This is a genomic window from Saccharothrix sp. NBAS 001 (genome assembly GCF_056640475.1).
The window spans coordinates 7,583,935-7,606,468 of sequence record NZ_CM153251.1 but is presented as its reverse complement, the minus strand read 5'-3'; the positions used below and the strand labels follow the sequence as shown (position 1 = coordinate 7,606,468).

Here is a 22,534-nt window from a genome sequence, read left to right as displayed (position 1 = left end):
ACGTTCAGAACGTCCGGCGCACGACCGGAAGGCCGGCCGCACGCCTGCGCCGCGCCGTCAGCGCACGACCCTGGACACGTTGTGCCCGAACACCTCCACGGAAGGCGTCGCGCCGCCGAGGTCCGCCGCGCGGTAACGGGCCTTGAGCGTCAGCGACTCGCCGGGCCACAGCGTCACGTAGTTGTCGCTCCAGTCCGCCGGCAGCACCTCCGGGCCGCCGGGTCCCTTGCGGATGGTGGCCCGCACGAAGAACGCCACCGACGTGCCGGTGTTGCGCAACGTCACGTCCGTCGCACCTTCGGCGGACGAGGTCGTCACGGCCACCTGCCCGGCCTTGAGCCGGTCGAGCCCCTTCAGGTCCGCGTACTCGGTCTGCGGCGTGTGGTACCAGGTCGACGCCCCGTAGTTCAGCTTGTCCGCCTTGGTGGACAACCAGTACACGTTCCGGTCCACGACGGAACCGTTGGCGTCCTTCAACAACAGCCGCGCGAAGTACGTCGTGGACAGTCCGCTCGGCTGCGGCAGCACCCCCGCGCGCACGGACCCGTTGCCGCGCGCGGTGACCGACCGCGTCTCGTCCGCCTTCACCGTGCCGTCCAGGTTGTACAGCGTCACCTGCGCCTTGAGCCCCGGCACGTCGGAGAGCCCGGTGTTCACCACCGCGAGCGACCGGTCGTCGTAGGAGTACTGGACGTGCAACGGCCGCAACGCGGTCTTGGCCCCGAAGTACGACCCGGCCGTGGCGAGGTAGTAGTCGTAGAGGTGCCAGAACATCTTCGGCCACGGGTCGTTGAGCATCCAGTAGACGACGCCCGTGGCGGGCTTGGCCGCGTCGGAGGAGTTGCGCCCGAACGCCTCGAACTGCGCGCGGTTGGTCTCGTAGTTCGCCAACTGGGCCTTGCGCACGAACTGCGCCGGTGACGACGGCCTGCCGTACCGGCCGTCCAACGCCGTGCCCCAGAAGGAGAACTTGTTGAACGTGGTCGACGGCGACAGGTGGTACTGGGTCGCGTTGTAGTCGGTCAGCTTCGCGATGTCCGCCGGCCGCAGGAACTTCTCCAGCTCGCCCAGCTCGGGGATGGTCGGTCCGGGCCCGACCTCCGAGGCGAACCCGAACGCGCCGCCGAGTTTCCGGGTGTACCAGTAGTCCGGCGGCACCCACCAGTACGGCCCGTCCATCTTCAGGCCGGGCGCGCCGAGCCGGGGCGAACTCAGCGCCTTCGCCGAGGACATCACCGGCAGGTTCCAGCCGGCCCGCTCCAGCGCGTCCAGGTAGATCTTCTCCAGCGCGGCGGGCGGCGCGGCGTCGCTGCCGATCAGGAAGCCCAGCAGCGACGGGTGGTTGCGGATCCGCCGCGCCTCGCTCTGCGCCGACTCGCCGGCGACCCGGTTGTCCTCGGCGTCGAACGACGGGTAGTTCTCCCACTTGGAGCAGCACTCCCAGCCGGTGAGCAGCATGATCCCGTACCGGTCGGCCAGGTCGTAGAACTCGTCGTTCTCCGGCTTGCCCTCCAGCCGGAGGGTGTTCAGGCCCATGCCGCGCACCAGTTTCAGCTGGTCCTCGATCTTGCGCGGGTCGGTGCGCAGGAACAGGTCCGAGGCCCACCCGGCGCCGCGCACCAGGAACGGCTCGCCGTTCACGGTGAACTGCCGCGCGCCCTGCACCAGCGCCGAGGTCACCTCGCGCACGCCGAACGAGGTGGTCGCGGTGTCCGACGCCACGCCGTCGACCGCCGCCTCCAGCGACGCCGTGTAGAGCGGCTGCTCGCCCATCTGAAACGGCCACCAGACCCGCGGCCGGTCGACGTCCTGGGTGAACGTGACCGTCCTGCTCTCCTTGGCCCCCAACGTGATCCGCTGGGCGAAGGGGGCGAGGCCGATCGTCCCGGACACGTCGGCGGTCACCGGCGCGTCGGTGTTGTTGCGCGCGTCGACCGCCACCGTCACCGCGGCCGATGCCAGGCTCGGCAGCGGCAGGTCGGCGGTGGCGCGCGGGAACCGCAGCGACACCGGGCCGTCGGCGGCGAACCGCACGTCCCGGAACAGGCCCTGGTTGGCGTCGGGCGGGAGCTGCGACCAGTCGATGAAGTGGATGGACAGGTCGTTCTTCGGGTCGGCCGACGACGCCCGGATCGCCAGGGCGTTCTCGCCGTGCCGCAGCAGCGGCGTCACGTCGAACTCGTGCGTCGGGTACGCGCCGACGACCTCGTCCGACCCGGCGACCAGCGTGCCGTTGAGCCACACCTCGCCGCGCGCGATCACGCCGCCGTCGAGCCGCAGGAACGTGTGCGACCCCGCGCGCGGCGCGGCCGTGAACACCTTGCGGTACCACCAGGGCACGGCGAAGTCGGCCCGGTCGACCTGCTTGAGGTTCTCGCCCTGGTTCACGTCGGGGTACTCGCCGTTGGCGATCAGGCCCGCCATGACGGTGGACCGGGCGGGCACGGTGAGCCACCCGGTGTCGGCGTACGAGGCGGTCGAGATGACCTCGCCGCCCTGCGTGGCGCGGGCGGCGGACCGCATCCGCCAATCGGGGACGGTGGAGACCTCGCCCGGCGTCGCGGTGACCTCGAACCGCGCGTCACCGCCGGGGGTGGGTTCGGCGACGGCGGCCGGCACGGCGAACGCGAGCGCCAGCACCGCCACGAGCGGTAGTGCCCGTGAGCGCATTGCTCCTCCCAGGGAAAAGGGCGGCGGCAGCTCTTGGTAAAGAAGGTTTCCTTTGATGCGGGCGTCCGGCAATGCGGCTGACGAGTGACGCGAGTCCGCCGATCGCGACGCTGCGTGCGCACTGATCGGATACGTTGGTGGCCATGCGCCGTGCCGTGCCGATCCTCGCCGCCGTGCTCGTCCTGACCGCGTGCTCGCAGTCCACGACCGGCTCGCCGAGCGGGACCCGGTCCGAGGCGGCCCCGGCCACGACGACCACGTCCGGCAAGCCGGGGTCGGCCACCGGGGAGCCGGCGAAGCGGCCCAAGACGATCAACGTGCGCGAGGTCGACCCGTGCACCCTGCTCACCGAGGCGCAGCGCACCCAGTTCGGCACCGACCAGCCCCCGCAGAAGGGCACGGTGGCCGGCTTCGACTGGGCGACCTGCCACTACAACCGGGCCGACCGGAAGTACCTGGTCGGGACCACGGTGATCGGCACCGAGGGCATCGAGTTCTACACCGGCAGCGCGCAGGCCGACCGGGCGGAGAAGACCGAGGTCGCGGGCTTCCCGGCGGTGCTCATCAAGGAGCCCGGCCGGGTGCCCAAGTGCACCATCGCGGTGGACGTGTCCGACGGCCAGATGGTCGACGCCGGCGTGAGCAGCTTCGGCAACGCCCCGATCGAGGAGCTGTGCCAGTTGGTCCCGCAGGTCGCAGCGGCCGTTGTGGCGAACCTCATGGCCAAATAAGACGCGTAGAACTACTCCCTTTGGCCCGGGAACCGCATACCCGCGTCACGCATCAGAGCTAGAGTCATCCCAATTGCACACGCAGGGGCATGTGTGCAGTCTCAAGGAGGGTGTGTCGTGTTCATCGCGGATGGTGGTGGTGGGGGCTCCACGCCGCCGGATTACAGCGGGAAGCCGCAGAAGCTCAGCGTCGACCCCACGGCGATCCCGGAGGCCCGAAAGGTCTTCGAGGACGCGCTGAACCGGCTGGAACCGGAGATCGACAAGGCGATGTCCGCGGTTCGCGCGCGGTCCTGGGCCGGCGACCCGGTCAGCAAGGAGACCGCGCAGGCGTTCAACCGGGACACGTTCGAGATGGGCGACTCGGCCGCGCTCAACGCCATCCTCGCCTACCGCGACCAGCTCAAGGGCTGCGTCGACCAGCTCACCGCGATCGAGGCGGACTACCGCCGGGTCGAGGGTGACAACGTCGCGGCCTGGGGCCGCATCCACAACGACTGACCTTGATCGATCACGTACCCGAGGGGGGCGAGCACGATGGGTGACCACCGCTGGCGCGGGTATGCCCACCCCGATCTGCACCGCATGATCAACGAAGGCCCCGGCGTGGCCGCCTCCCGGCCCGTCGAGGACGGCTGGAAGGGCCTGTCCGACGCGTTGGCGGAGGTCGACGAGTCGATCCACACCGCGCTGGGCAAGCTCGGCGCGAAGTGGGAGGGCTCGACCGCCGAGGAGACGCAGACCGCGCTGTCGCCGCTGGGCGCGTGGGCGGGCGACGCCAAGCAGGGCTCGGACACGATGAAGACCTCCGCCCAGTTGCAGGGCGACTACATCGCCGACGCCCGCAAGTCGATGCCCGAGCCGCTGCCGGTGACCACCGAGGCGCCGTCCACGGGCGACAAGATCCTGGGCGCGCTGACCGGCCCGGTCGGCATGATGCACGTCATCAAGCAGCAGCAGGACCACGAGGCCCAGGAAGCGGCGCAGGACAACGCCGAGGCCAAGGCCGTCGAGGTGATGAACACCTACCAGTCCAACAGCGAGTGGAACAGCGGCACGCTGGGCGAGTTCGTCCCGCCGCCGCAGGTGGTCATCGACACCCCGCCGCCGGGTGGCGCGGGCAGCTACAACCAGAGCAGCGCGAACTACTCCAGCCCGCAGCAGACCTGGACGCCGCCGAGCGAGAGCGGCACGACGAGGACGAGCTGGGCCACGCCCACGCCGACCCCGCCGGTCGCGCCGCCGCCGGCCTTCGTCCCGCCGGGCGGCACCACGCACCCGTCGTGGGTGACGCCGACCCCCACGCCGCCCCCGCCGCCGGTCCTGCCGCCGGTCGGTCCCACCCCGCCCCCGCCGGGCGGCTACCCGCCCCCCGGTGGCGGCTGGAAGCCCCCGGGCACCACGCCGCCCGGCCAGGTGCCGCCCAGGGGGCCCGGTGGCCCCGGCGGTCCCGCGCGCCCGAACCTGCCGCCGAACACCCGGATCCCCGGTGGTCCGGGCGGTCCCGGCCAGGGTCGCGGCTTCGGCCCCGGCGGTCTGCCCGGCCAGGGCGGTCCCGGTCAGGGCGTCCCCGGTGGCCAGGGCGTGCCCGGCGGCACGCCGAGCAGCAACGCGCCCGGTCGCGGCGGCATGTCGGGCGTCGGCGGCTTCGGCCCCGGTGCCGGCGGCCCCGGCGGTCCCGGAGCCCAGGGCGGTCGCCCGGGTGGTGCGCCCGGCGGTGCCGGCGGCCACGGCGGACGGCCGGGCGAGGGCGAGGACGACATCGAGCACAAGTCGGCCGACTTCCTGGTGGAGACCGACGACGTGTTCGGCGACGACCGCCTGGTGGCTCCGCCGGTGATCGGCGAAACACCGCAGTAGAGTTCGACTTTCCGGTGTCCAGGCCAGGTTCCCCGCGCGGGGGGCCTGGCCTGGACTGGCAGTGGAGGCCCCCCGTCGGCGGGCCCGCCACGCAGGACCTGGAGCACGCAGTGACCTATTTCGGGGGGCAGGCCGAGAGGGAACCGATCACCCTCTCCGGCGAGGAGTTCGACGTGCTGTGGGAGCGCCTGGACCTGGGCCCCATGCCGTTGGTGATCAAGGTCCCGTCACCGGGCAAGTCCCACCAGGAGCGCGCCGAACTCGAACGCCGGGTGTGGCACGACGTCGGTGCCCGGGGGCTGGGCGGGCCGACCGGCCTGCACCCGGAACTCGACTACCTGCTCAGGCTGTTCTTCCGGCCGGAGCGCGAGGTGGACGGCCGGGTGTGGATCGGCCGGAGCGTGCGGGTGCTCGGCGTGGCCAACGGCGACTACGGTGCCGTGGCCACGCTGGAGGACAACCGGCTGACGTTGCGCCGCGCGGCGGGCAGCGGCCTGCCGTCGGCGGTCCTGGGCACCCTGCCCGCGCACCCGGCGGGCAACGGCCACTCGGTGACCATGCCCAGCGCGGACCTGGAAGCCGCGGTGAAGAACTCGGACGGGTCGCCCAAGAGCCTGGAAGCGTCGCTGCGCAACCACGGCGTGCGCCAGGAGGACGCGACGACCCTGGTGAAGATGTTCACCGGCCTGGTGCACACCGGGAACTTCGGCGCGGCGGCCCGCGACAAGTACGGCAAGCGCTGCCGCCCGGACCGCGTGGTGGCCTTCTTCGACACCGAGGACGGCCGCTACCTCCAGCAGCGCCGCGCGTCCAACGGCACCGTCCCGTGGAGCACGTTCACCCCGACCGACGGCCGTCGCCTCACCCACCAGGTGGAAGAACTCCTGGCCGAGGCCGTGCGGGCGGCGAAGATCTGACGACCGGTCGGCCGTCGGCCCCGCCGCCTGCGCAGCAGGACCAGGGTCAGCTGTGGAAGACGTCCGCGTCCCACTCCGCCACCCACTGGCCGTCGCCGAAGTCGAGGTCGGCGGTGCACTTGTAGGTGTCGCCGTCGCACTTCAGGCTGGTCACGTCCACCGGGTCCTGGACCGCGAGGCGGTCGTGGTGGACGTCGACGTTCCACTGCGCGACCCACCGGCCGTCGCCGAACCGGAGGTTGGCGGTGCACTTGTAGGTGTCACCGTCACAGCGCAGCCGCGTCACGGGGACGGGGGCCTTCACCTCCACCCGCTCGTGGTGGACGTCGACGCTCCAGTCGGCGACCCACTGGCCGTCGCCGAAGCGGAGGTTGGCGGTGCACTTGTTGGTGTCGCCATCGCACTTCAGGGCGGTCACGTCGACCGGGGCGGCGGTCGCGCCGACGGTGCCGAGCACGAGGCAGGCGGCGACGGCGGCGAACGCGGTGATCGATTTCAGTCGGTTCATGTCCTCGATCCTGGTCGCCGGCGGGAACCTGACAAGTCGGTTCACCACACCGTGCACGCCAACCATTCCCCCAGGTCACGGACCACCGCCGGACGTTCGACGGCCGGTGACGCCGTCACCCGTCGTGTCTGTTGTGGACGGTTCCGGTCGCCGGCCGGTGTCGGGCACGTCCGGGGTAGCGGCTGGACGCCGGGGCGGACGGCCGCGCGGCTAACCTGATCGGGTGCCGTCGAAACCGGTGGACCCGCACGAGACCCGAGCCGCTGTCGCCGAGGTGCTGCCCTGGCTGGCGGGTGCCGCCGACCAGCCGCCGAGGCCGGCCCTGGCGGCGGCGGTCAGGCTGAGCCTGCGCACGTTGGAGCAGACCGCCCCGGGCCGCAGCGTGGAGGTGCGCGTCCCCCCGTTCGCGGCCGTGCAGTGCGTCCCCGGACCCCGGCACACCCGGGGCACCCCGCCGAACGTGGTCGAGACCGACCCCCGGACCTGGCTGGAACTGGCGACGGGTCGCCTGACCTGGGCGGCGGCCGTGGACGAAGCCCGGGTGACCGCCTCCGGCAGCCGGGCCGACCTCTCCGCCCACCTCCCGATCCTGCGCTTCGACCTGCCGTGAAGGTTGCCCGAACCCGCGTCCCGGCCGGGGGAAGCCGGCTAAGCTCGGCCCGGTGAAGGCGCTGAAGGCGGTCGTCGCGGTCGTGTCCGGGTTGCTGCTCACCGCGTGCGGCGGCGGGAGCGAGTGGACCGGCGAGGTGCGGTTCCAGGTCACCAAGGTCACCGAGGGCGAAAAGCTGGTCTCGGGTCAGCAGGAGCGGGGGCGGGTGTCCCTGGAACTCGACCAGGACCAGCCCGCCTCGCAGATCAGCTCGCCGTGGGCCTTCCTCGACCAGGTCCCGGCCGGCACCGCCGTCGGCGACAAGCTGGTCTGCACCGTCAAGAAGCGCGACGACAGCAAGCTCGACGACGCCGAAGCGGTGCAGACGATCACCGCGTGCCGCAAGGCGTGAGCCGAAGACCCCGGGCCCGGCCTCGACCGGGCCCGGGGGAAGTGCTCAGAACCAGGACCCGACCGTCTTGTCCCACAGGCCGCCCACGCCCTCGACCGCGTCACGGCCGAGTTCCACCGCGTCGCCGATCCCGCCGACCACCACGTCGACGGTGTCGCTGACGACCTCCTTGCCGGTGTTGAGCAGTTCGGTCCCGGCGGCCGACCAGTTGCCGTGCACCGCCTCGCGACCGGCGTCCCACAGGCCGCCACCGAGGTCGCCGACCAGGTCGGCCGCGCCCGCCACGGTCCCGCCGACGCTGTCGATCACCGGCCCGACGACCGGGAGGTGCGAACCGGGCAGCGACGGCCCCAACGGCGAGTCGTACCACTTCTGGTCGGTCACCGAACCGCCGTCGCCGTTCGCGATCCGGGCCAGGTTCTGGATCGACTCGGAACCCTTGTCGTAGTAGGCGGTGTGCGCCTCGTGGATCATCGCCGAGTCGGAGGTGCCGAACACCTTGGCCCCGAACCGGTCGTCGTACGGCCCGATCGAGGAACCGTCCCGGGTGAACCAGTCCGAACTCGTGCCCTGCACCACCGGGTCGTGCTCGGTGGCACCCGCGTAGACGTGACCGGGGCCGACCGAGAGCTGGTCGACGTTCGACGCGCCCACACCGGGCGAGCCGACGAACGCGATGTCGTCGGCGGCCAGGCCGTTCATGCCCGCGTAGCCGACGGTCGTGGAGCCGTACGAGTGGCCGATCACGGTCAGGTGCTGGCGGTTGCCGGCTGCCTCGGCGGCGGCCCGGTAGCCGTCGACGTCGGCCACCAGCCCCGCGCCGCCCTCCCGGGCCTGGGCCGGGTTGTCGACCTCGCCGGGCGACCAGCCGGGTGCGTCGTAGCCGAGCCACTGGATGGTGGCGTTGCCGTTCGCGCCCATCGCCTCGCGCAGGTTCGCCGCCTGCCCGATCGAGAAGCTGTCCAGCGCCGAACCGGTGCCGGGCACACAGACCGCGAGGTTCTTGGCGGTGTCGGGGTCGCCGTACGCGATGGCCATGCCGCCGTCGCCGCGCGCGCCGTACGGGTCGTAGGCCAGCACCCGGACGTCGCTCTCGCTCCAGCCCTTGCCGGCCGCGAGTTCCCGTGCGCCCTCCAGGCTGTGTTGCGCCTTGGTCGCGTTGTCCGCCCGGGTCGCGGCCTCCTGCCGGGCCTCGGACAGGGACGCGTACTCCTGGTCGTTCAGCAGCTTGGTCAGGTCGCCCGACTTGTTCGGGTCCAACCCGAGTTCGCGGGCGCGGGCGTCCATGTCCGCCTGGAACTGGTCGCGCTGCGCGCCGTAGCGCTGGACGTCGTCCACGATCCGGGCGCGGTTGGCCTGGTCCAGGACGCCGGACGGGAGGCCGCGCAGTCGGCCCAGTTCCTGGAACTTGGTGCGCAGGAGTCCGTCCTGCTGCTCCTTGGTCAGCGACTTCCACCAGGCCGCGACCTGCTTGGGGTCGGTGCCCGGCCCGGGGACCGTCGCCGAGGTGCGCATCTGCTGGATCGCGGTGGCCCAGCCGGCGTCCTTGCCCGCCGTCTCCTCGAAGCCGGGGCGGACCTTGCCCAGCGCCGACGCGTAGGAGCGCAGCACGTTCTCGTACCCGCTCTTGACGTTGTTGAGCTGCTCGTTGACCCGGTTCGCCAGGTCGCGGGTCTGCGCCTCGTCCAGCGCCGGCGAGCGGCCGCGCCAGAAGTCGATCAGCTGGTCGGCGCTGCCGCGCATCTGGCCGTACGCCCGCGCCGCCGCCTGCACCACGTCCACGCCGACGCCCAGGCGTTCGCCCGCGACGACCGCCGAGCGGCTGGACAGCTCGGCCCGCGCGGCGAACTTCTCCGCCGAACCGCCGTTCCACGTCGACGTCGCCGTGCCGCCGCCCGACGTCACCGCGTCGCCCGCGCGGCCCACCGCGCTCATCGCGCCGCTGATCGGGTCGGCCGCGGCCGCCACCCGTCCCGCGTCGCCGGACGCCAACTGGCCGTACAGGACCTCCGGGTCGACGTAGTTCACGCGAGACCGCCTTCCAGGCCGCGGAACGACACCGACGAGTCGTCGTCGGCGCGCTGGTACGCGTCGGCGTTCTCCGTCAGCCCCTCGCCCGCGTCGCGGTACCAGGCGGCGCCCCGGCGCAGGTCGTCGGACTGCTCGCCGGACCACTTGGCCAGCGCGTCGACGAACTCGGCGGCGGCGGGAACCTGGCCGAGGGCGTCCGCGTCAAGCCTGAGCATGGAGATCAGTTCCGCGCCGTCACCGGCCGCGTCCGCGCCGTCGTGGAACTCCTTGGACGCCGCGCGCAACGTCTCTGGTCGCACTCCGAACACGGTTCCCCACCCTTCGTGCCACTGGCCGCTGGACAGTGCGACGCACCGGGATCAACACCGGTTCCCCCGACACCGACACCGAAGTACGGCACCATGACCGGGCAGACCTGAGGAGGCAATCAGCGTGGCCGGAGGTTGGACCACCCCGAGGTGGACCGAGAAGTTCACCGAGCAGGCGGCGATGTTCCGGGCGGCGGTCGCCGAGGCCGACCCGGCGGCGAAGGTGCCCAGTTGCCCCGGCTGGACGTTCACCGAGTTGGTCCTGCACGTGGGGCGGTTCCTCCAGACGTCGTTGGAGTACCTGCGCAGCGGCAGCACGGTGCAGCTGCGGCTGCCCCCGCCGCCGGCCGGCGTCAACCCGCTGGAGTACCTGGACGCGCAGCTCGCGCTGGCCGCCGAGGTGCTGCCCGCGGTGCCCGGGAACCGGCCCGCGTGGACGTTCTCGCCCGCCACGCCGGACCTCGCGTGGGTGTGGCACCGCCGCCTCGCGCACGAACTGGACCTGCGGCGATGGGACGCGCAGGCCGCGTTGCGCAAACTCGTCGACGGCGACGCGGACTTCTCCGTGGACGGCATCGAGGAGGCGTTGGGCACGCTGGTCGCCGCCAAGTACGCCGCCGACGTGCCGCCGACGGTGAAGGGCACCGCGCTGGTCCAGCTGACCGACGTGCCCGAGGCGTGGGTGGTGAAGCTGGAGCCCGGCCTGGCCCCGGAGCTGCGCGCCGCGTGGCCGGGCGAGGAGACCGACCTCCTGATCACCGGCGAGGCGCAGATCGTGCACTACGGGCTGTGGGGGCGGCTGCCGTTGAAGACAACCGGTGACCAGAGCGTGCTGAGCGTGCTCAGGTTGGACTAGGCGAGGTGCGTTTCGTCACTACGGACGGGGCCTGATGGGGGTGGTTCACCCCCCGTTCGCCTTACACTCGGTGGTGCAGCCCGACCTCGTCGCTAGGGAGCACTCGGTGGTCACCGACCAGTCCGCAACCGGCCGATCCGACACCGAAGAGCACGAAGAGCAGGAACCCCGGGAGGAATGCGGGGTCTTCGGGGTGTGGGCCCCCGGTGAAGAGGTCGCCAAGCTCACCTACTACGGCCTGTACGCGTTGCAGCACCGCGGCCAGGAGGCCGCCGGCATCTCGGTCGGCGACGGCAGCCAGGTGGTCGTGTTCAAGGACCTCGGGCTGGTCAGCCAGGTGTTCGACGAGCAGGTGCTGCTCAGCCTGCGCGGCCACGTCGCGGTCGGCCACTGCCGCTACTCCACCACCGGGTCCACGACCTGGGAGAACGCGCAGCCGACGTTCCGCACCACGGCCACCGGGTCCGGCCTGTCGCTGGGCCACAACGGCAACCTGGTCAACACCGCCGAACTCCAGGCCCGCGCCCGCGAGCTGGGGGTGGACACCCGGCACGGCGCGACCACCGACTCCGACCTGGTGTGCGGGCTGCTCGCGGTGACCGCCGCCGACATCGGCATCGAGCAGGCCGCGCTGGAACTGCTGCCGACGCTGCGCGGCGCGTTCTGCCTGACCTTCTCCGACGAGTCCACGCTGTACGCGGCGCGCGACCCGCAGGGCGTCCGGCCGCTGGTGCTGGGCCGGCTGGAGCGCGGCTGGGTGGTGGCCAGCGAGACGGCCGCGCTGGACATCGTCGGCGCGTCGTTCGTCCGCGAGGTCGAGCCGGGCGAGCTGATCGCGATCGACGAGAACGGCCTGCGGTCCAGCCGGTTCGCCAACCCCGAGCCCAAGGGCTGCATCTTCGAGTACGTCTACCTGGCCCGCCCGGACACCACGATCGCCGGCCGCGGCGTGCACGCCACCCGCGTGGAGATCGGCCGCCGGCTCGCCCACGAGCACCCGGTGGACGCCGACCTGGTGATCCCGGTGCCCGAGTCCGGCACGCCCGCCGCGATCGGCTACGCCCAGGCCAGCGGCATCCCGTACGGGTCCGGCCTGGTCAAGAACGCCTACGTGGGCCGGACGTTCATCCAGCCGTCGCAGACCATCCGGCAGCTCGGCATCCGGCTCAAGCTCAACCCGCTGCGGGACGTGATCCGCGGCAAGCGGCTGGTCGTCGTGGACGACTCGATCGTGCGCGGCAACACCCAGCGCGCGCTGGTCCGGATGCTGCGCGAGGCGGGCGCGGTCGAGGTGCACGTCCGGATCGCGTCCCCGCCGGTCAAGTGGCCGTGCTTCTACGGCATCGACTTCGCCTCGCGCGCCGAACTGATCGCCAACGGCCTGGACGACGACGGCATCCGCCGGTCGATCGGGTCGGACTCGCTGGGCTACGTGTCGCTGGAGCAGCTGATCGCGGCCACCGAGCAGCCCAAGACCCGGCTGTGCTCGGCGTGCTTCGACGGCGAGTACCCCATCCCGCTGCCCGAGGACGCGCTGATCGGCAAGCACCTGCTGGAGGGCATCCGGGGTGTCGCGGGCTCGGCCGCTCCCGTCCTGGCGAACGGGTACGGTGCCGAGGACGCCCTACAACGGCCCTGAAATGGATGCCCGCAGAACAATGGAAGCCAGTGACGTGACCGACACCGCCAAGGCCACCTACGCCGCCGCCGGAGTAAGCATCACCGCAGGTGACGAGGCGGTGGAGAAGCTCAAGCCGTGGGCGGCGAAGGCGCAGCGTCCGGAGGTGCTCGGCGGCATCGGCGGCTTCGCGGGCCTGTTCAAGATGCGCCTGGACCGCTGGAAGGAGCCGGTGCTCGCGGCCTCCACGGACGGCGTCGGCACCAAGATCGCGGTGGCGCAGGCCCTCGACAAGCACGACACGGTCGGCATCGACCTGGTCGCGATGGTGGTGGACGACCTGGTGGTGTGCGGCGCGGAGCCGTTGTTCCTCCAGGACTACATCGCGGTCGGTCGGGTCGTCCCGGACAAGGTCGCCGCGCTGGTCAAGGGCATCGCGGAGGGCTGCGTGCTGGCCGGCTGCGCGCTGCTGGGCGGCGAGACCGCCGAGCACCCCGGCCTGATGGGCGACGACGACTACGACATCTCCGGCACCGGCGTGGGCGTGGTGGAGGCGTCCGGGATGCTCGGGCCGGACCGGGTGCGCGACGGCGACGTGGTGATCGCCATGGGCTCGTCCGGGCTGCACTCGAACGGGTACTCCTTGGCGCGGCACGTGCTGCTCGACATCAACCGGATGCCGCTGTCCGGGCACGTCGAGGAGTTCGGCCGCACGCTCGGCGAGGAGCTGCTGGAGCCGACCCGGATCTACGCCAAGGACTGCCTGGCGCTGGCCGCCGAGGCCGAGGTGCGCACGTTCGCGCACATCACCGGCGGTGGCCTGGCGGCGAACCTGGCCCGGGTGCTGCCCGAGGGCCTGCACGCCCGGCTCGACCGGGGCACGTGGTCGCCGGCCCCGGTGTTCGCCCTGATCGCCCAGCGCGGCCGGGTCGAGCGCGAGGAGATGGAGAAGACGTTCAACATGGGCATCGGCATGGTGGCCGTGGTCTCGCCCGAGGACGTGGACCGCTCGCTGGCCGTGCTGACCGCCCGCCACGTGCCCGCGTGGGTGCTCGGCGAGGTCGGCCGGTCCCACGGGACCACCTCGCTGGTGGGCGACCACCCGAGGTTCTGAGGTACTCGTTACGGACGCGGTCGGGGCACGTCCCCGGCCGCGTTCGGCGTTTTCAGACCTTGGCGGCGCGTGCGGCGACTTCGCCGGCACGGCGGACGTCGTCGGCCGCCCGGTCGGCGAGGTCGATCAACTGGAAGGCCCGCCGCACCGCGTCCTGCGCCAGGTTCGCGGCCTCCACCGCGCACCGCGCGGCCTCGACCGCCTGGTCGGCCTCGGCGGTGAACCCGGCCCGGCGCGCGGCGTCGGCGTGCTCCCGCGCGGCCTCGGCGGCGGTGCGGGCCTGCGCGCCGGCCTGCCACGCGTCGGCGACCACGTCCTCCGCCGCCTCGACGGACGCGGCGTCCCGTTCGGCGACACCGGCCTGCGCCGTCAACGCGCGCAGGTGCGACCGCTCCAGCACGATCTCGACCTCGTCGCCGAACGCGAGGAACAGCCGGCCGCCGGTGGAACCCCGCAGCACGACCGGCACGTCCTCGGTCAAGGTCAGACCCACGCTGGTCACGACCTGCCCGCGCGGCATCGCTTCATCCACGTCGTTGCTCCCTCGGCTGCGGACTTCCCGACGACCGGCCCACGAACGAGTGGCCTCCCCCATAGGCGACCTGGGTTGTGGGAGTGTTCCCGATAGTCGGTTTGATTTGTAGGGCCTACGGTAGCGTTGACTAACCCAGATGGGACTACTGAGATGGTCCGTCGATCGGGTGAAAGGAACTTGGGGACATGGCGCTGTCGACCACGCCGACGGTCATCCGGCGGTACCTCGCGTTCGAGCTGAAGAGGCTGCGCGAGGCCGCCGGTCTGCACCAAGGCGACGCCGCGAAGCGCATCGACACCACGAAGGGCCGCATGGGCCACTTCGAGACCGGCCGCAACCTGCCCAAGCTGCCCGAGGTGGAGCTGCTGCTGCCGTTCTACGGCGCGCCCGAGTTGGTCGAGACGTTCTGCGAGCTGATCGTCCAGGTCCGCACCTCGCCCGCCGTGTTCGAACCGGACGAGCTGCCCAGCCTGCCGCCCGGGTTCGACCTGTACCTGGGACTGGAACAGGGTGCGAGCCGGATCTTCACGTACGACGCCGTTGTGGTGACCGGGGTTCTGCAATGCCGCAGCTACGCCGAGGCGGCTGTTCGCGGGCACTTCGGCGAGCTGTCCGACGAGCAGCTCGCCGAAACGGTCAACCTGCGGATCCGCCGCCAGGACGTGCTTTACCGCGAAGACCGGCCGCTGGAGGTCGTCGCGATTCTGGACGAGGCCATCCTGCGCAAGGAGATCGGCGGCCGGGCCGGTGCGGTTGCCCAGCTCGACCACCTGCGGACGCTCGTCCGGCACCCCAATATCTCGGTGCGGGTGTTGCCTTACACAGCAGGGGCGCACGCGTCGTTGCACGGTTCTTTCACGTTGTTGGAGTTCCCGATCGATCGCGATCCCGGAGTCGTCTACCTGGAGGATCGCAGCGGAGGCCGGTACCGGGACGATAATGAGGACGTCGACGAGTACGCGGGCGTGGCAGACCGGCTCCTGGAGTCGGCGTTGTCCGAGCGCAAGTCGTTGTCCTTGATCGATTCCATCCGAAGGGAGCTGGCAACATGACCGAGACCGGGACTTGGCGGAAGGCGACCGGATCCGCCGGCAACGGCCAGTGCGTCGAGGTGGCGAAGTCCGCTGCGCCGGTGGTCGGGGTGCGGGACTCGAAGGCTCCGCACGCGGGCCGCCTGGTGGTGCCCGGCAGGTCGTTCACCGCGTTCCTCGACGCGATCAAGGCGACCGGCTGATCCCGCGTCCCCGTGCTCCGGTGACCTGGTCCGGCTTTCCGCCCTTCGAGGCAACCTCCTGAGGTGTTCGGCGCGTATCAAGCGACGACTGAGGGAGGGCGAGTGGAACGCGATCGCGAGTTCGGCGAGTTCGTGGACGCCCGCGCGTTGGCGCTGCGGCGGACCGCGTACCTGCTGTGCGGTGACTGGCACCGCGCGGAAGACCTGGTGCAAATCGCGCTGACCAAGCTGTACGTGGCCTGGCCCCGGGTCCGGCGGGACGGTTCGGTGGACGCCTACGCGCGCAAGATCCTGGTCCGGGCGGCCATCGACGACGCGCGTCGCGGGTTCCGCAAGCGGGAGACGGTCGTGGAGTCGCTGCCGGACGTCGCGGTGGCCGGCAACGCGCCCGCCGACTTCGACGTGCGCGACGCCCTGGCGGCGCTGCCACCGGGCCAGCGGGCCGTCGTGGTGCTCCGCTACTGGGAGGACCTGGGCGTCACGGAGACCGCGCGCCTCCTCGGTCGGACCGAAGGCACCGTGAAGAGCCAGGCGGCGAAGGGCCTCGCCGCGCTCCGGCAGCTTCTCGGCCGCCACGTATTCGAGGAGCGGACATGACCGACATCAGGCAGACCCTGGAAGCGGCGTTCGACGACGAGCCGCCGCTCAACCTCGACCTCGCCGCGATCAAGAAGGCCGGCCGCCGCCGGGCGGCGGCCCGCCGCTCGCTGGTCGCCGCCGCCGCCCTCGCCACCGTGACCGCGGTGTGCGTCCCGGCCATGCTCGGGTCCAGCGGGGGCGGTGGCGTGCAGGCGGGCGGGCAGCCGTCGGGTTCGGTGGTGGCGACCACGCCCGGCACGCCGCCGGGCGGCACCACGTCGAGCCGCGTGGTGCCGCCGACGCCGACGAACCCGCCCCGGCCGACCAGCGGGGAGCACGCCGCCGAGCTGACGTCGTTGCTGACGAAGTCGGGCGTGCTGCCGGACGTGCCGGTCGCGGGCGTGCCCGGCAACCCGGGCGGCCCGTGGGAGTTCGTGGTCAGCCAGGGCGGGTACAAGGCGGTGACCATGCTCACCGGGGACCGCGCGGGCCAGGTGCTGGTGTCCCTCTACGCGCAGGACTTCGGGTGCGCCGGCGGGGACGCGAACACCAAGTGCGACGTGCGGGTGGTCGACGGCGTCGAGATGGCGGTGGTCGACTACCGGTACGGGGCGACGCACGCGCTCACCGCGTCCACGAGGAAACCGGACGGCGCGGTGTTCTCGGTGACCGCCGTGAACAGCGACCCGAAGGCCGGCACCACCGGGACGGACGCGCCGCTGACGTTCGAGCAGCTCGCAAAGATCGCGACTTTGCCGGGGGTCTCGTTCTAACCTGTTCGGTGTGGCGGAGGACTTGATCGTGACGCGGACGCTGGTGGTGCCGGCGGCCGAGTTGAGCGAGCGGTTCTCCCGGTCGTCGGGTCCCGGTGGGCAGGGCGTGAACACCGCCGACAGCCGGGTCGAGCTGTCGTTCGACCTGGCCGCCTCGCCGTCGGTGCCCGAGTGGCTGCGCCGGCGGATGCTCGGGCGGCTGGGCAACCGGCTGGTGGACGGCGTGCTCACGGTCGCCGCGAGCGAGCACCGCGCGCAGTTGCAGAACCGCGCGGCGGCCCGTGAGCGGTTGGCCCGGCTGCTGCGCGACGCGGCCGCCGCGCCGCCGCCCGTGCGCCGGGCCACCAAGCCGACCAGGGGGTCGCAGGAGCGCCGGATCGCCGAGAAGAAGCGGCGCGCGCAGACCAAGCAGGGCCGGCGCGGGGGCGGCTGGGACTAGCCCGATCCGTCTACTGTGGACGTTCGCGGCCGGCGGGAGCGTCGTCCGCCGGTGGCACGCGTGCGTTCTCCCGGTCGTCGGGCCGGAACAGGGCGTCGGTCAGGGCGTCCAGCCCGGCTTTGAGCGTCGTGTCGCCGGATCGGCGGTGGGTCACCAGGTTGGCGGCCAAGGGGGCGAGGAGGGCGTCCGCGGTGAACGCGGCGTCCAGGTCGGGCCGCGCCGAGGCCACCAGCACCGCCAGGTGCCGGTGGTACACCTCGTACGCGCCGCCGAAGCGGGCCGACGGGCCGGCCGTCTCGGCCATCAGCAGCAGGTCCAGTTGGGCCAGCGTGCGATCGGTCAGCGCGTGCAGGAACGCGCGGATCCGGGCGACCGGCGGGCCGCCCGGCCCCAGCGGCGGCGGACCGGTGATGAACGCCTGCTGGAACTCGCGCTCCGAGTCGTCGATCAGCGCGTGCGCGAGCCCCGCGCGGTCGCCGAAGCGGCGGTACAGGGTGCCCACGCCGACGCCGGACGCCGCCGCGACCTCGGCCATGCCGAGCCCCTCGATCCCCCGCGTGGCCACGATGTCCGCCGCCGCGGCCAGGATCTTCGCCCGGTTCCGGGCGGCGTCGACCCGCTCGCTCACGGGGCCACCCTAGACGCCGTGGACAAGCGGAACCAGTTCCGCTTAAGCTGGAAAGCGGAACTGGTTCCGGATAGTGGGGGCGATCGGGATGGGACAGCTCGACGGCAGGACGGCGCTGGTCACCGGCGGCAGCCGGGGGATCGGGGCGGCCATCGCCACGCGGCTCGCGCACGACGGCGCGAACGTCGCCATCACCTACGCCAGTGCGGAAGACCGGGCGCGGGCCGTGGTCGACGCGCTGGACAACGCCGTGGCGATCCGCGCGGAGGCGACCGACAACGCCGCCCTGCGGCACGCCGTGGCCCGGACCGCGGAGGTGTTCGGCGGCCTCGACATCCTGGTCAACAACGCCGGCATCGCGGTCTTCGGGCCCTTCGACGAGACCTCCGACGACGACGTGGACCGGCTCCTCGCGGTGCACGCCCGCGCGGCGTTCGTGCTGGCCAAGGCCGCGTCGCCGCACCTGAGGGCGGGCGGCCGGATCATCACGATCGGCAGCAGCCTGGCCGAGCGGGTGCCGACGCCCGGCTGGGCCGCGTACTCGATGAGCAAGGCCGCGCTGGTCGGCCTCACCAAGGGCCTGGCCCGCGACCTCGGGCCGCGCGGGATCACCGTCAACCTCGTGCACCCCGGCTCCACCGACACCGGGATGAACCCGGCGGACGGCCCGGACGCCGCCGCCGAACGCGCTTTCACCGCGCTGGACCGGTACTGCGACCCGGAGGACGTGGCCGCGATGGTCGTGCACCTCGCCGGCCCCGGCGGGCGCAACGTCACGGGGGCGTCCTTCCTGGTCGACGCCGGCGCGGTGGCGTAGCCGGCAGGCAGCGGCACCCGGTCCGAACTGCTCCGGACGAGTGAACTCCGGCCACGGTCGGGGAGATCGCCGCGACCGGCTCCCACGTCCCTCCCGCAAGACCGATTCCGGGAGGGAACATGAGGAGAGTCCTGCCGCGCCGACCACGCCCACCTCGCCGTGCCTGGCCGACCTGCGGCCCGACGACGTGATCAGCACCGGCGCGGTCGGCCAGGTCGGCGCGTCGAGCGACAACGTCGGCGGCCGCTCGGTGACCGTCAAGGTCTACCGGGACATCCGGCTGGGTCTCGCGAACACCGGGCACAGCAACGCGTTCATCCGCGCGGACACCCGACTTCCACGCCGCCGAGAACCCCGCCGTGACCGCGTTCCTCGGCTGCGCCGCGCACGGCCGGGACTCCTCGGCCGGTTCGACGACCGGTCGATCTTCGTTCTGCAGCAACGTGATCAGGCCGGCGGACCACCCGGTCCGCCGGTCGTAACGGTTCCTCCGCGACGGGAGATGAGGTCAGTGATGGCCGACGAGGACTTACCCCTCCTGGACCGACTCCGTGCCGGCGACCACGACGCCCGGCACGAGCTGTTCGCGCGCTGCCAGAGCAAGGTCAAACCGTTCCTGCGCAACCGGGTCGACGACGCCGACGACGCCGACGACCTCGCCGCCGAGGTGGTCGTGCGGGCCCTGGAAGGGCTGCGCAACGGCCAGCGGCCCCGCGAGCTGGACGCGTGGCTGATCGGCATCGCGCGCAACGTGCTCAAAGCCCACTACACCGAGGACAGCCGCCGAGCCGACGGCGAGGTTCCCGAAGACCTCGCGGTCGAGCCGGAGGACGTGGACGACCTGGTGTCCCGCGACCGCGTGCTCACCGTGCTGACCGACTCGCTGGCCGGCGTCCCGGAGGGGCTGCGGCCGGTGATGGCCGCGCACATCCGGCTCACCGTGGGCACCGGCCGGCTGGTGGTGGGCGCGGAACTGGCCGAGGCGCTCGGCGTGCGGCGCGGCCAGGCCGACCGCCAGCTGGACCGGGCGCGCAAGGCGGCGGGCAAGGCGATCGCCGCCTACGTGGTGGCCCGCGTCGGGCGGCGGCACTGCGTCGCCCTCGCCGCGCTCACCGACCGGCCGTTCGACCCCAAGCAGCCCGACGTCGTGCTGGCGCACGCGCAGACCTGCCCGGTGTGCGCGCGCCGCCGGCAGGACGCCCACGACTACGCCCGGTGGGCGCTCGGCCCGGGCCTGCTCGGGTTCGTCGACGACGACGAGAACCGGCGCACGGCGGTCGCGTTCCTCAGCCGAGGCACCGAGATCGCCACGCCCGAGGCCGGGCTGCTGGGCACGATCGGCGCGCGCGTGGCGGGCCTGCCCGGCGTGGACGCGCTGTCCCGCGCGGTGCAGGAGAACCCCGGCGTGGTGCGGGTCGCGATCGGCGCGGTCGGCTTGGTGGCGGCGGCCGTCATCGCGGTCGTCGCCACCGAACCAGACCCGCCGGGCGTCGTCGCGCTGCCGCCGGACCCGCCGGTCGCCGGGACCTACGCGCCCGCACCGCAACCCCCGTCCGGCACGACCACCACCCCGGACGCCCCGCCGAACCCCGAAGTCGCGCCGGTCGTCGCCATCGCCACGACCACCACCGCGCCCAGGCCGACCGGTGCGCCGCCGCCGAGCACCACGCCCCGGGTCGCACCGCCGCCCACGCCGCCGTCGTCCGCGCCGCCCCGGTCGGAGCCGCCCGCGCCGCCGACCGGCACGACCCCGCCGCCGCCCGGGGTCGCGGCACCCGCGAAGTGGGCCTACGCCCGCGTGGAGCCGGCCGACTCGCCGGTCGGCGCGGAGACCGACCTGATCGCCGGGTGGCAGTGGGGCACGCCGCAGCCGATCACCGTGACCAGGCAGGACGTCGGTGTGTACCGGCTGCGCGTGCCGGGGCACGCGTCGGACAAGTCGGTCGCGCACGCCACCGTCACGTTCCACCAGGCCGCCCGGCCGGTCGGCTGCGTGGTGCGGGAGAACCGGCCGGCCGGGGCGGACCAGGTGGTCGTGGTGGCCTGCCACGACGGCGGCACGCCGGCCAACACCCGCTTCGACCTCGTGCTCGCCGAACCGGGTGAGGGCGTGGTCGTGGTCCGGCCGGACGCGCCCGTGCGCCGGCTCGGCCCCGGCCTCTACGAAGCGGACCTGGGCACGTCGACCGGCGTCGGCTACGCGCAGATCACCCCGTACGGCCCGGACGCCGTGCGCTGCCAGTCCGGCGGCGTCACCGGCTCCGTACTCCGGGTGCGCTGCACGGCCGACGCGAAGTGGGCCGCGACCTACGTCGAGGGCGTGCCCCCGGCCGGCCCGGTAGGCGCGTACGCGCAGACCACCGGCACCGCGCCGGACCTGCGGATCGACCCCGCGCGGTCGTACAACAGCACAGGCGGCGCGTTCACCCTGCACCGCCTGGGCCTGGGCCTGTACCGGGTGCTGGTGAAGGGCGTCGGCCTGCCGGGCGGCACCGTGCTGTCCGGCGCGACCCGCACCGGGTTCTGCCACACCGCGACCTGGAGCGCGTTCGCCTACCCGCTCAACGAGGCGTGGGTGGACGTGCAGTGCGTGGACGACGCCGGACGCGCGGCGGACCTGCCGTTCGGCGTCGCCGTCTACCGCAAACCGCTCGACCAGGGCGAGCGGCTCGGCCCGCTGCGGCCCGCCGACCCCGGCCCGGCGCGGCCCGGCTGGGGCTACGCGCAGGTCTACCAGTACGGGTACGCGCTCGGCGTCCCCGTGCAGCTGCACCCGAACCACCAGTGGTCGACGTGGGGCGGCACGCTGCCCGGCAACGACCCGTGGTGGGCGCGCAAGATGTCCGTGCTGCGCACCGCGACGGGCGTCTACACCGTGCGGATGCCCGGACTCGGCGTGCCGGGCACGATCGCCCACGTGACCGCGATCGCGCAGTCCGCCGACACGTGCGTGGTCCGCGACCAGGCGGTGGACGGACCGGACGGCCTGGTCGGCGTGAACTGCCACGGCCCGACCGGGCTGCCCAAGGACCTGCCGTTCCACGTCTACCTGGGTGTTCCGGAGTCCGGCGCGGTCACCTCGGAGCAGGCGGTCCGGCTCGGTGTCGGCGAGTGGCGGGTGCCCGCGACCGACATCGGGTACGTGCAGGTCACGCCCGTGGGCGGGGAGTTCGCGCGGTGCCGGGCCGAACTCGGGGCGGACATCCTGGTGCACTGCGACCGGGACGTGCGCTGGCAGCTGAGCCACGTGCGGGGCACCGGCCTGCACCAGGACGACGTGCCGGCCGCGTACCTGACCGCCGACGCCGCCGGGCAGGTCGACCGGGTGTTCGGGCCGGAGGTGCCGGCGGTCACCCGCACGGCGACCGGCCGGTACGTCGTGGCGTACGCGGCACTGGGCAACCGGACCGTGTGGCCGGCCGACTCGGTGCAGGTCACCGCGCTGGGCGCGGAGCCCCGGACGTGCCGGGCGGCGGCGCTGAACTCCTACGCCGTGCCCGGCCGGGTGCGGATCGAGGTGTGGTGCCACGACCTGGCCGGAGTTCCGGCGGACGCCGCCTTCGGCGTGGCCTACGTCCGCCCGCCGGACCGGTGAGGTGCCGGGCCGGGTCTCGCCACGAGCCCCGGCCCGCTCCGGTGGGGTCAGGGGCGTTCGGGTCGGGGCGTGGTGGTCGTGCGGACGACGAGCGACGGTTGCCGCGCTTCGGCTGCGAGCCGGCCGAACTCGTGGCGTGGCTGGTCGATCGTGGTCGGCGAGACGTGCCGGAGCACGGCCGGTGACGTGTTGTCGTAGCCGACCACGGACACGTCTGCCAGGGCGGAGATCGCGGCGGGCACGTCGCCGCCGATGCCGACAGCATCCACAGTGGACAGTTGGGAGCACCGGACAGCCAGTCCCGCTGGGGACTTCTCGGC

The 22,534-nt window shown here is 72.9% G+C and carries 23 protein-coding genes; 16 read left to right on the top strand and 7 right to left on the bottom strand.

Going from position 1 to position 22,534, the window contains the following annotated elements; translation table 11 throughout:
* Positions 1-57: 57 nt before the first annotated feature.
* On the bottom strand, positions 58-2,670 hold the full coding sequence (locus AC0HI0_RS33160) for a glycosyl hydrolase 2 galactose-binding domain-containing protein (protein WP_480927408.1): 2,613 nt from the start codon (positions 2,668-2,670) through the stop codon (positions 58-60).
* A 143-nt stretch (positions 2,671-2,813) separates the two neighbouring features.
* Between AC0HI0_RS33160 and AC0HI0_RS33155 the strand changes: the two genes are divergently transcribed.
* From AC0HI0_RS33155 to AC0HI0_RS33140, 4 genes are all read left to right on the top strand, one after another.
* Complete coding sequence (locus AC0HI0_RS33155; protein ID WP_480927407.1) at positions 2,814-3,401, top strand: DUF3558 domain-containing protein; 588 nt, start codon at positions 2,814-2,816, stop codon at positions 3,399-3,401.
* Positions 3,402-3,518: 117 nt separating this feature from the next.
* Positions 3,519-3,902 carry a transcriptional regulator gene (locus tag AC0HI0_RS33150; protein WP_480927406.1) on the top strand — a complete coding sequence of 128 codons (384 nt, stop codon included), beginning with the start codon at positions 3,519-3,521 and terminating at the stop codon, positions 3,900-3,902.
* Between the two features lie 84 nt (positions 3,903-3,986).
* On the top strand, positions 3,987-5,261 hold the full coding sequence (locus tag AC0HI0_RS33145; RefSeq protein ID WP_480927405.1) for a PPE domain-containing protein: 1,275 nt from the start codon (positions 3,987-3,989) through the stop codon (positions 5,259-5,261).
* A 110-nt stretch (positions 5,262-5,371) separates the two neighbouring features.
* The gene (locus tag AC0HI0_RS33140; protein ID WP_480927404.1) at positions 5,372-6,178 is read left to right on the top strand and encodes an ESX secretion-associated protein EspG; all 807 of its coding nucleotides are present in this window, start codon (positions 5,372-5,374) and stop codon (positions 6,176-6,178) included.
* Between the two features lie 46 nt (positions 6,179-6,224).
* Here AC0HI0_RS33140 and AC0HI0_RS33135 read toward each other — a convergent pair whose 3' ends face one another.
* Positions 6,225-6,686 (bottom strand): hypothetical protein, encoded by a 462-nt coding sequence (locus AC0HI0_RS33135; protein ID WP_480927403.1) that lies wholly within the window; start codon positions 6,684-6,686, stop codon positions 6,225-6,227.
* Between the two features lie 223 nt (positions 6,687-6,909).
* On the opposite strand from AC0HI0_RS33135, the gene AC0HI0_RS33130 reads away from it, so the two are divergent.
* Both AC0HI0_RS33130 and AC0HI0_RS33125 read left to right on the top strand, forming a co-directional pair.
* Positions 6,910-7,296, top strand: a complete 387-nt coding sequence (locus AC0HI0_RS33130) for a sterol carrier family protein (protein WP_480927402.1) — start codon at positions 6,910-6,912, stop codon at positions 7,294-7,296.
* A 52-nt stretch (positions 7,297-7,348) separates the two neighbouring features.
* Positions 7,349-7,687 (top strand): hypothetical protein, encoded by a 339-nt coding sequence (locus AC0HI0_RS33125; protein WP_480927401.1) that lies wholly within the window; start codon positions 7,349-7,351, stop codon positions 7,685-7,687.
* A gap of 45 nt (positions 7,688-7,732) precedes the next feature.
* Here the strand turns inward: AC0HI0_RS33125 and AC0HI0_RS33120 are convergent, their stop codons facing one another.
* Positions 7,733-9,715: an alpha/beta hydrolase gene (locus tag AC0HI0_RS33120; RefSeq protein ID WP_480927400.1), complete on the bottom strand. Its 1,983-nt coding sequence runs from the start codon at positions 9,713-9,715 to the stop codon at positions 7,733-7,735.
* Positions 9,712-10,017, bottom strand: coding sequence for a hypothetical protein (locus AC0HI0_RS33115; protein WP_480927399.1), 306 nt, complete (start codon positions 10,015-10,017; stop codon positions 9,712-9,714). The genes AC0HI0_RS33120 and AC0HI0_RS33115 overlap by 4 nt, the downstream gene beginning before the upstream one ends.
* Positions 10,018-10,150: 133 nt before the next feature.
* Here AC0HI0_RS33115 and AC0HI0_RS33110 point away from each other — a divergent pair, with 133 nt between their 5' ends.
* From AC0HI0_RS33110 to purM, 3 genes are all read left to right on the top strand, one after another.
* On the top strand, positions 10,151-10,882 hold the full coding sequence (locus tag AC0HI0_RS33110; protein WP_480927398.1) for a maleylpyruvate isomerase N-terminal domain-containing protein: 732 nt from the start codon (positions 10,151-10,153) through the stop codon (positions 10,880-10,882).
* Positions 10,883-10,988: 106 nt separating this feature from the next.
* Positions 10,989-12,521 (top strand): amidophosphoribosyltransferase, encoded by a 1,533-nt coding sequence (purF, locus tag AC0HI0_RS33105; RefSeq protein ID WP_480927397.1) that lies wholly within the window; start codon positions 10,989-10,991, stop codon positions 12,519-12,521.
* A 19-nt stretch (positions 12,522-12,540) separates the two neighbouring features.
* A complete protein-coding gene (purM, locus tag AC0HI0_RS33100) occupies positions 12,541-13,614 on the top strand; it encodes a phosphoribosylformylglycinamidine cyclo-ligase (RefSeq protein ID WP_480927396.1) in 1,074 nt (357 codons plus the stop codon).
* 52 nt (positions 13,615-13,666) lie between these two features.
* Here purM and AC0HI0_RS33095 read toward each other — a convergent pair whose 3' ends face one another.
* Entirely contained in the window at positions 13,667-14,146 is a 480-nt protein-coding gene (locus AC0HI0_RS33095; protein WP_480927395.1) for a hypothetical protein, read from the bottom strand.
* A 188-nt stretch (positions 14,147-14,334) separates the two neighbouring features.
* On the opposite strand from AC0HI0_RS33095, the gene AC0HI0_RS33090 reads away from it, so the two are divergent.
* The 5 genes from AC0HI0_RS33090 to arfB all read left to right on the top strand — a co-directional run bounded on the left by AC0HI0_RS33090 (position 14,335) and on the right by arfB (position 17,174).
* On the top strand, positions 14,335-15,201 hold the full coding sequence (locus tag AC0HI0_RS33090; protein WP_480927394.1) for a helix-turn-helix domain-containing protein: 867 nt from the start codon (positions 14,335-14,337) through the stop codon (positions 15,199-15,201).
* Positions 15,198-15,383 carry a DUF397 domain-containing protein gene (locus tag AC0HI0_RS33085; protein ID WP_480927393.1) on the top strand — a complete coding sequence of 62 codons (186 nt, stop codon included), beginning with the start codon at positions 15,198-15,200 and terminating at the stop codon, positions 15,381-15,383. Before AC0HI0_RS33090 ends, AC0HI0_RS33085 begins: the two co-directional genes overlap by 4 nt.
* Before the next feature lie 102 nt (positions 15,384-15,485).
* The gene (locus AC0HI0_RS33080) at positions 15,486-15,980 is read left to right on the top strand and encodes a SigE family RNA polymerase sigma factor (RefSeq protein WP_480927392.1); all 495 of its coding nucleotides are present in this window, start codon (positions 15,486-15,488) and stop codon (positions 15,978-15,980) included.
* Complete coding sequence (locus tag AC0HI0_RS33075) at positions 15,977-16,735, top strand: hypothetical protein (RefSeq protein ID WP_480927391.1); 759 nt, start codon at positions 15,977-15,979, stop codon at positions 16,733-16,735. Before AC0HI0_RS33080 ends, AC0HI0_RS33075 begins: the two co-directional genes overlap by 4 nt.
* A gap of 10 nt (positions 16,736-16,745) precedes the next feature.
* The gene (gene arfB / locus AC0HI0_RS33070) at positions 16,746-17,174 is read left to right on the top strand and encodes an alternative ribosome rescue aminoacyl-tRNA hydrolase ArfB (RefSeq protein WP_480927390.1); all 429 of its coding nucleotides are present in this window, start codon (positions 16,746-16,748) and stop codon (positions 17,172-17,174) included.
* Between the two features lie 10 nt (positions 17,175-17,184).
* Here arfB and AC0HI0_RS33065 read toward each other — a convergent pair whose 3' ends face one another.
* Positions 17,185-17,802: a TetR/AcrR family transcriptional regulator gene (locus tag AC0HI0_RS33065; RefSeq protein WP_480927389.1), complete on the bottom strand. Its 618-nt coding sequence runs from the start codon at positions 17,800-17,802 to the stop codon at positions 17,185-17,187.
* Between the two features lie 88 nt (positions 17,803-17,890).
* Here AC0HI0_RS33065 and AC0HI0_RS33060 point away from each other — a divergent pair, with 88 nt between their 5' ends.
* Complete coding sequence (locus AC0HI0_RS33060) at positions 17,891-18,619, top strand: SDR family NAD(P)-dependent oxidoreductase (RefSeq protein WP_480927388.1); 729 nt, start codon at positions 17,891-17,893, stop codon at positions 18,617-18,619.
* A gap of 514 nt (positions 18,620-19,133) precedes the next feature.
* On the top strand, positions 19,134-22,214 hold the full coding sequence (locus AC0HI0_RS33055) for an RNA polymerase sigma factor (RefSeq protein ID WP_480927387.1): 3,081 nt from the start codon (positions 19,134-19,136) through the stop codon (positions 22,212-22,214).
* Positions 22,215-22,261: 47 nt separating this feature from the next.
* On the opposite strand, the gene AC0HI0_RS33050 is transcribed toward AC0HI0_RS33055, so the two are convergent.
* Positions 22,262-22,483 carry a hypothetical protein gene (locus AC0HI0_RS33050; RefSeq protein ID WP_480927386.1) on the bottom strand — a complete coding sequence of 74 codons (222 nt, stop codon included), beginning with the start codon at positions 22,481-22,483 and terminating at the stop codon, positions 22,262-22,264.
* Positions 22,484-22,534 lie beyond the last annotated feature (51 nt).

Bases quoted from the DNA above. Each gene is read 5' to 3' on its own strand.
- AC0HI0_RS33160 (WP_480927408.1), bottom strand. From the start codon at position 2,670: ATGCGCTCACGGGCACTACCGCTCGTGGCGGTGCTGGCGCTCGCGTTC.
- AC0HI0_RS33155 (WP_480927407.1), top strand. From the start codon at position 2,814: ATGCGCCGTGCCGTGCCGATCCTCGCCGCCGTGCTCGTCCTGACCGCG.
- AC0HI0_RS33145 (WP_480927405.1), top strand. From the start codon at position 3,987: ATGATCAACGAAGGCCCCGGCGTGGCCGCCTCCCGGCCCGTCGAGGAC.
- AC0HI0_RS33135 (WP_480927403.1), bottom strand. From the start codon at position 6,686: ATGAACCGACTGAAATCGATCACCGCGTTCGCCGCCGTCGCCGCCTGC.
- purM (WP_480927396.1), top strand. From the start codon at position 12,541: ATGGAAGCCAGTGACGTGACCGACACCGCCAAGGCCACCTACGCCGCC.
- AC0HI0_RS33090 (WP_480927394.1), top strand. From the start codon at position 14,335: ATGGCGCTGTCGACCACGCCGACGGTCATCCGGCGGTACCTCGCGTTC.
- AC0HI0_RS33085 (WP_480927393.1), top strand. From the start codon at position 15,198: ATGACCGAGACCGGGACTTGGCGGAAGGCGACCGGATCCGCCGGCAAC.
- AC0HI0_RS33075 (WP_480927391.1), top strand. From the start codon at position 15,977: ATGACCGACATCAGGCAGACCCTGGAAGCGGCGTTCGACGACGAGCCG.
- AC0HI0_RS33060 (WP_480927388.1), top strand. From the start codon at position 17,891: ATGGGACAGCTCGACGGCAGGACGGCGCTGGTCACCGGCGGCAGCCGG.
- AC0HI0_RS33055 (WP_480927387.1), top strand. From the start codon at position 19,134: ATGGCCGACGAGGACTTACCCCTCCTGGACCGACTCCGTGCCGGCGAC.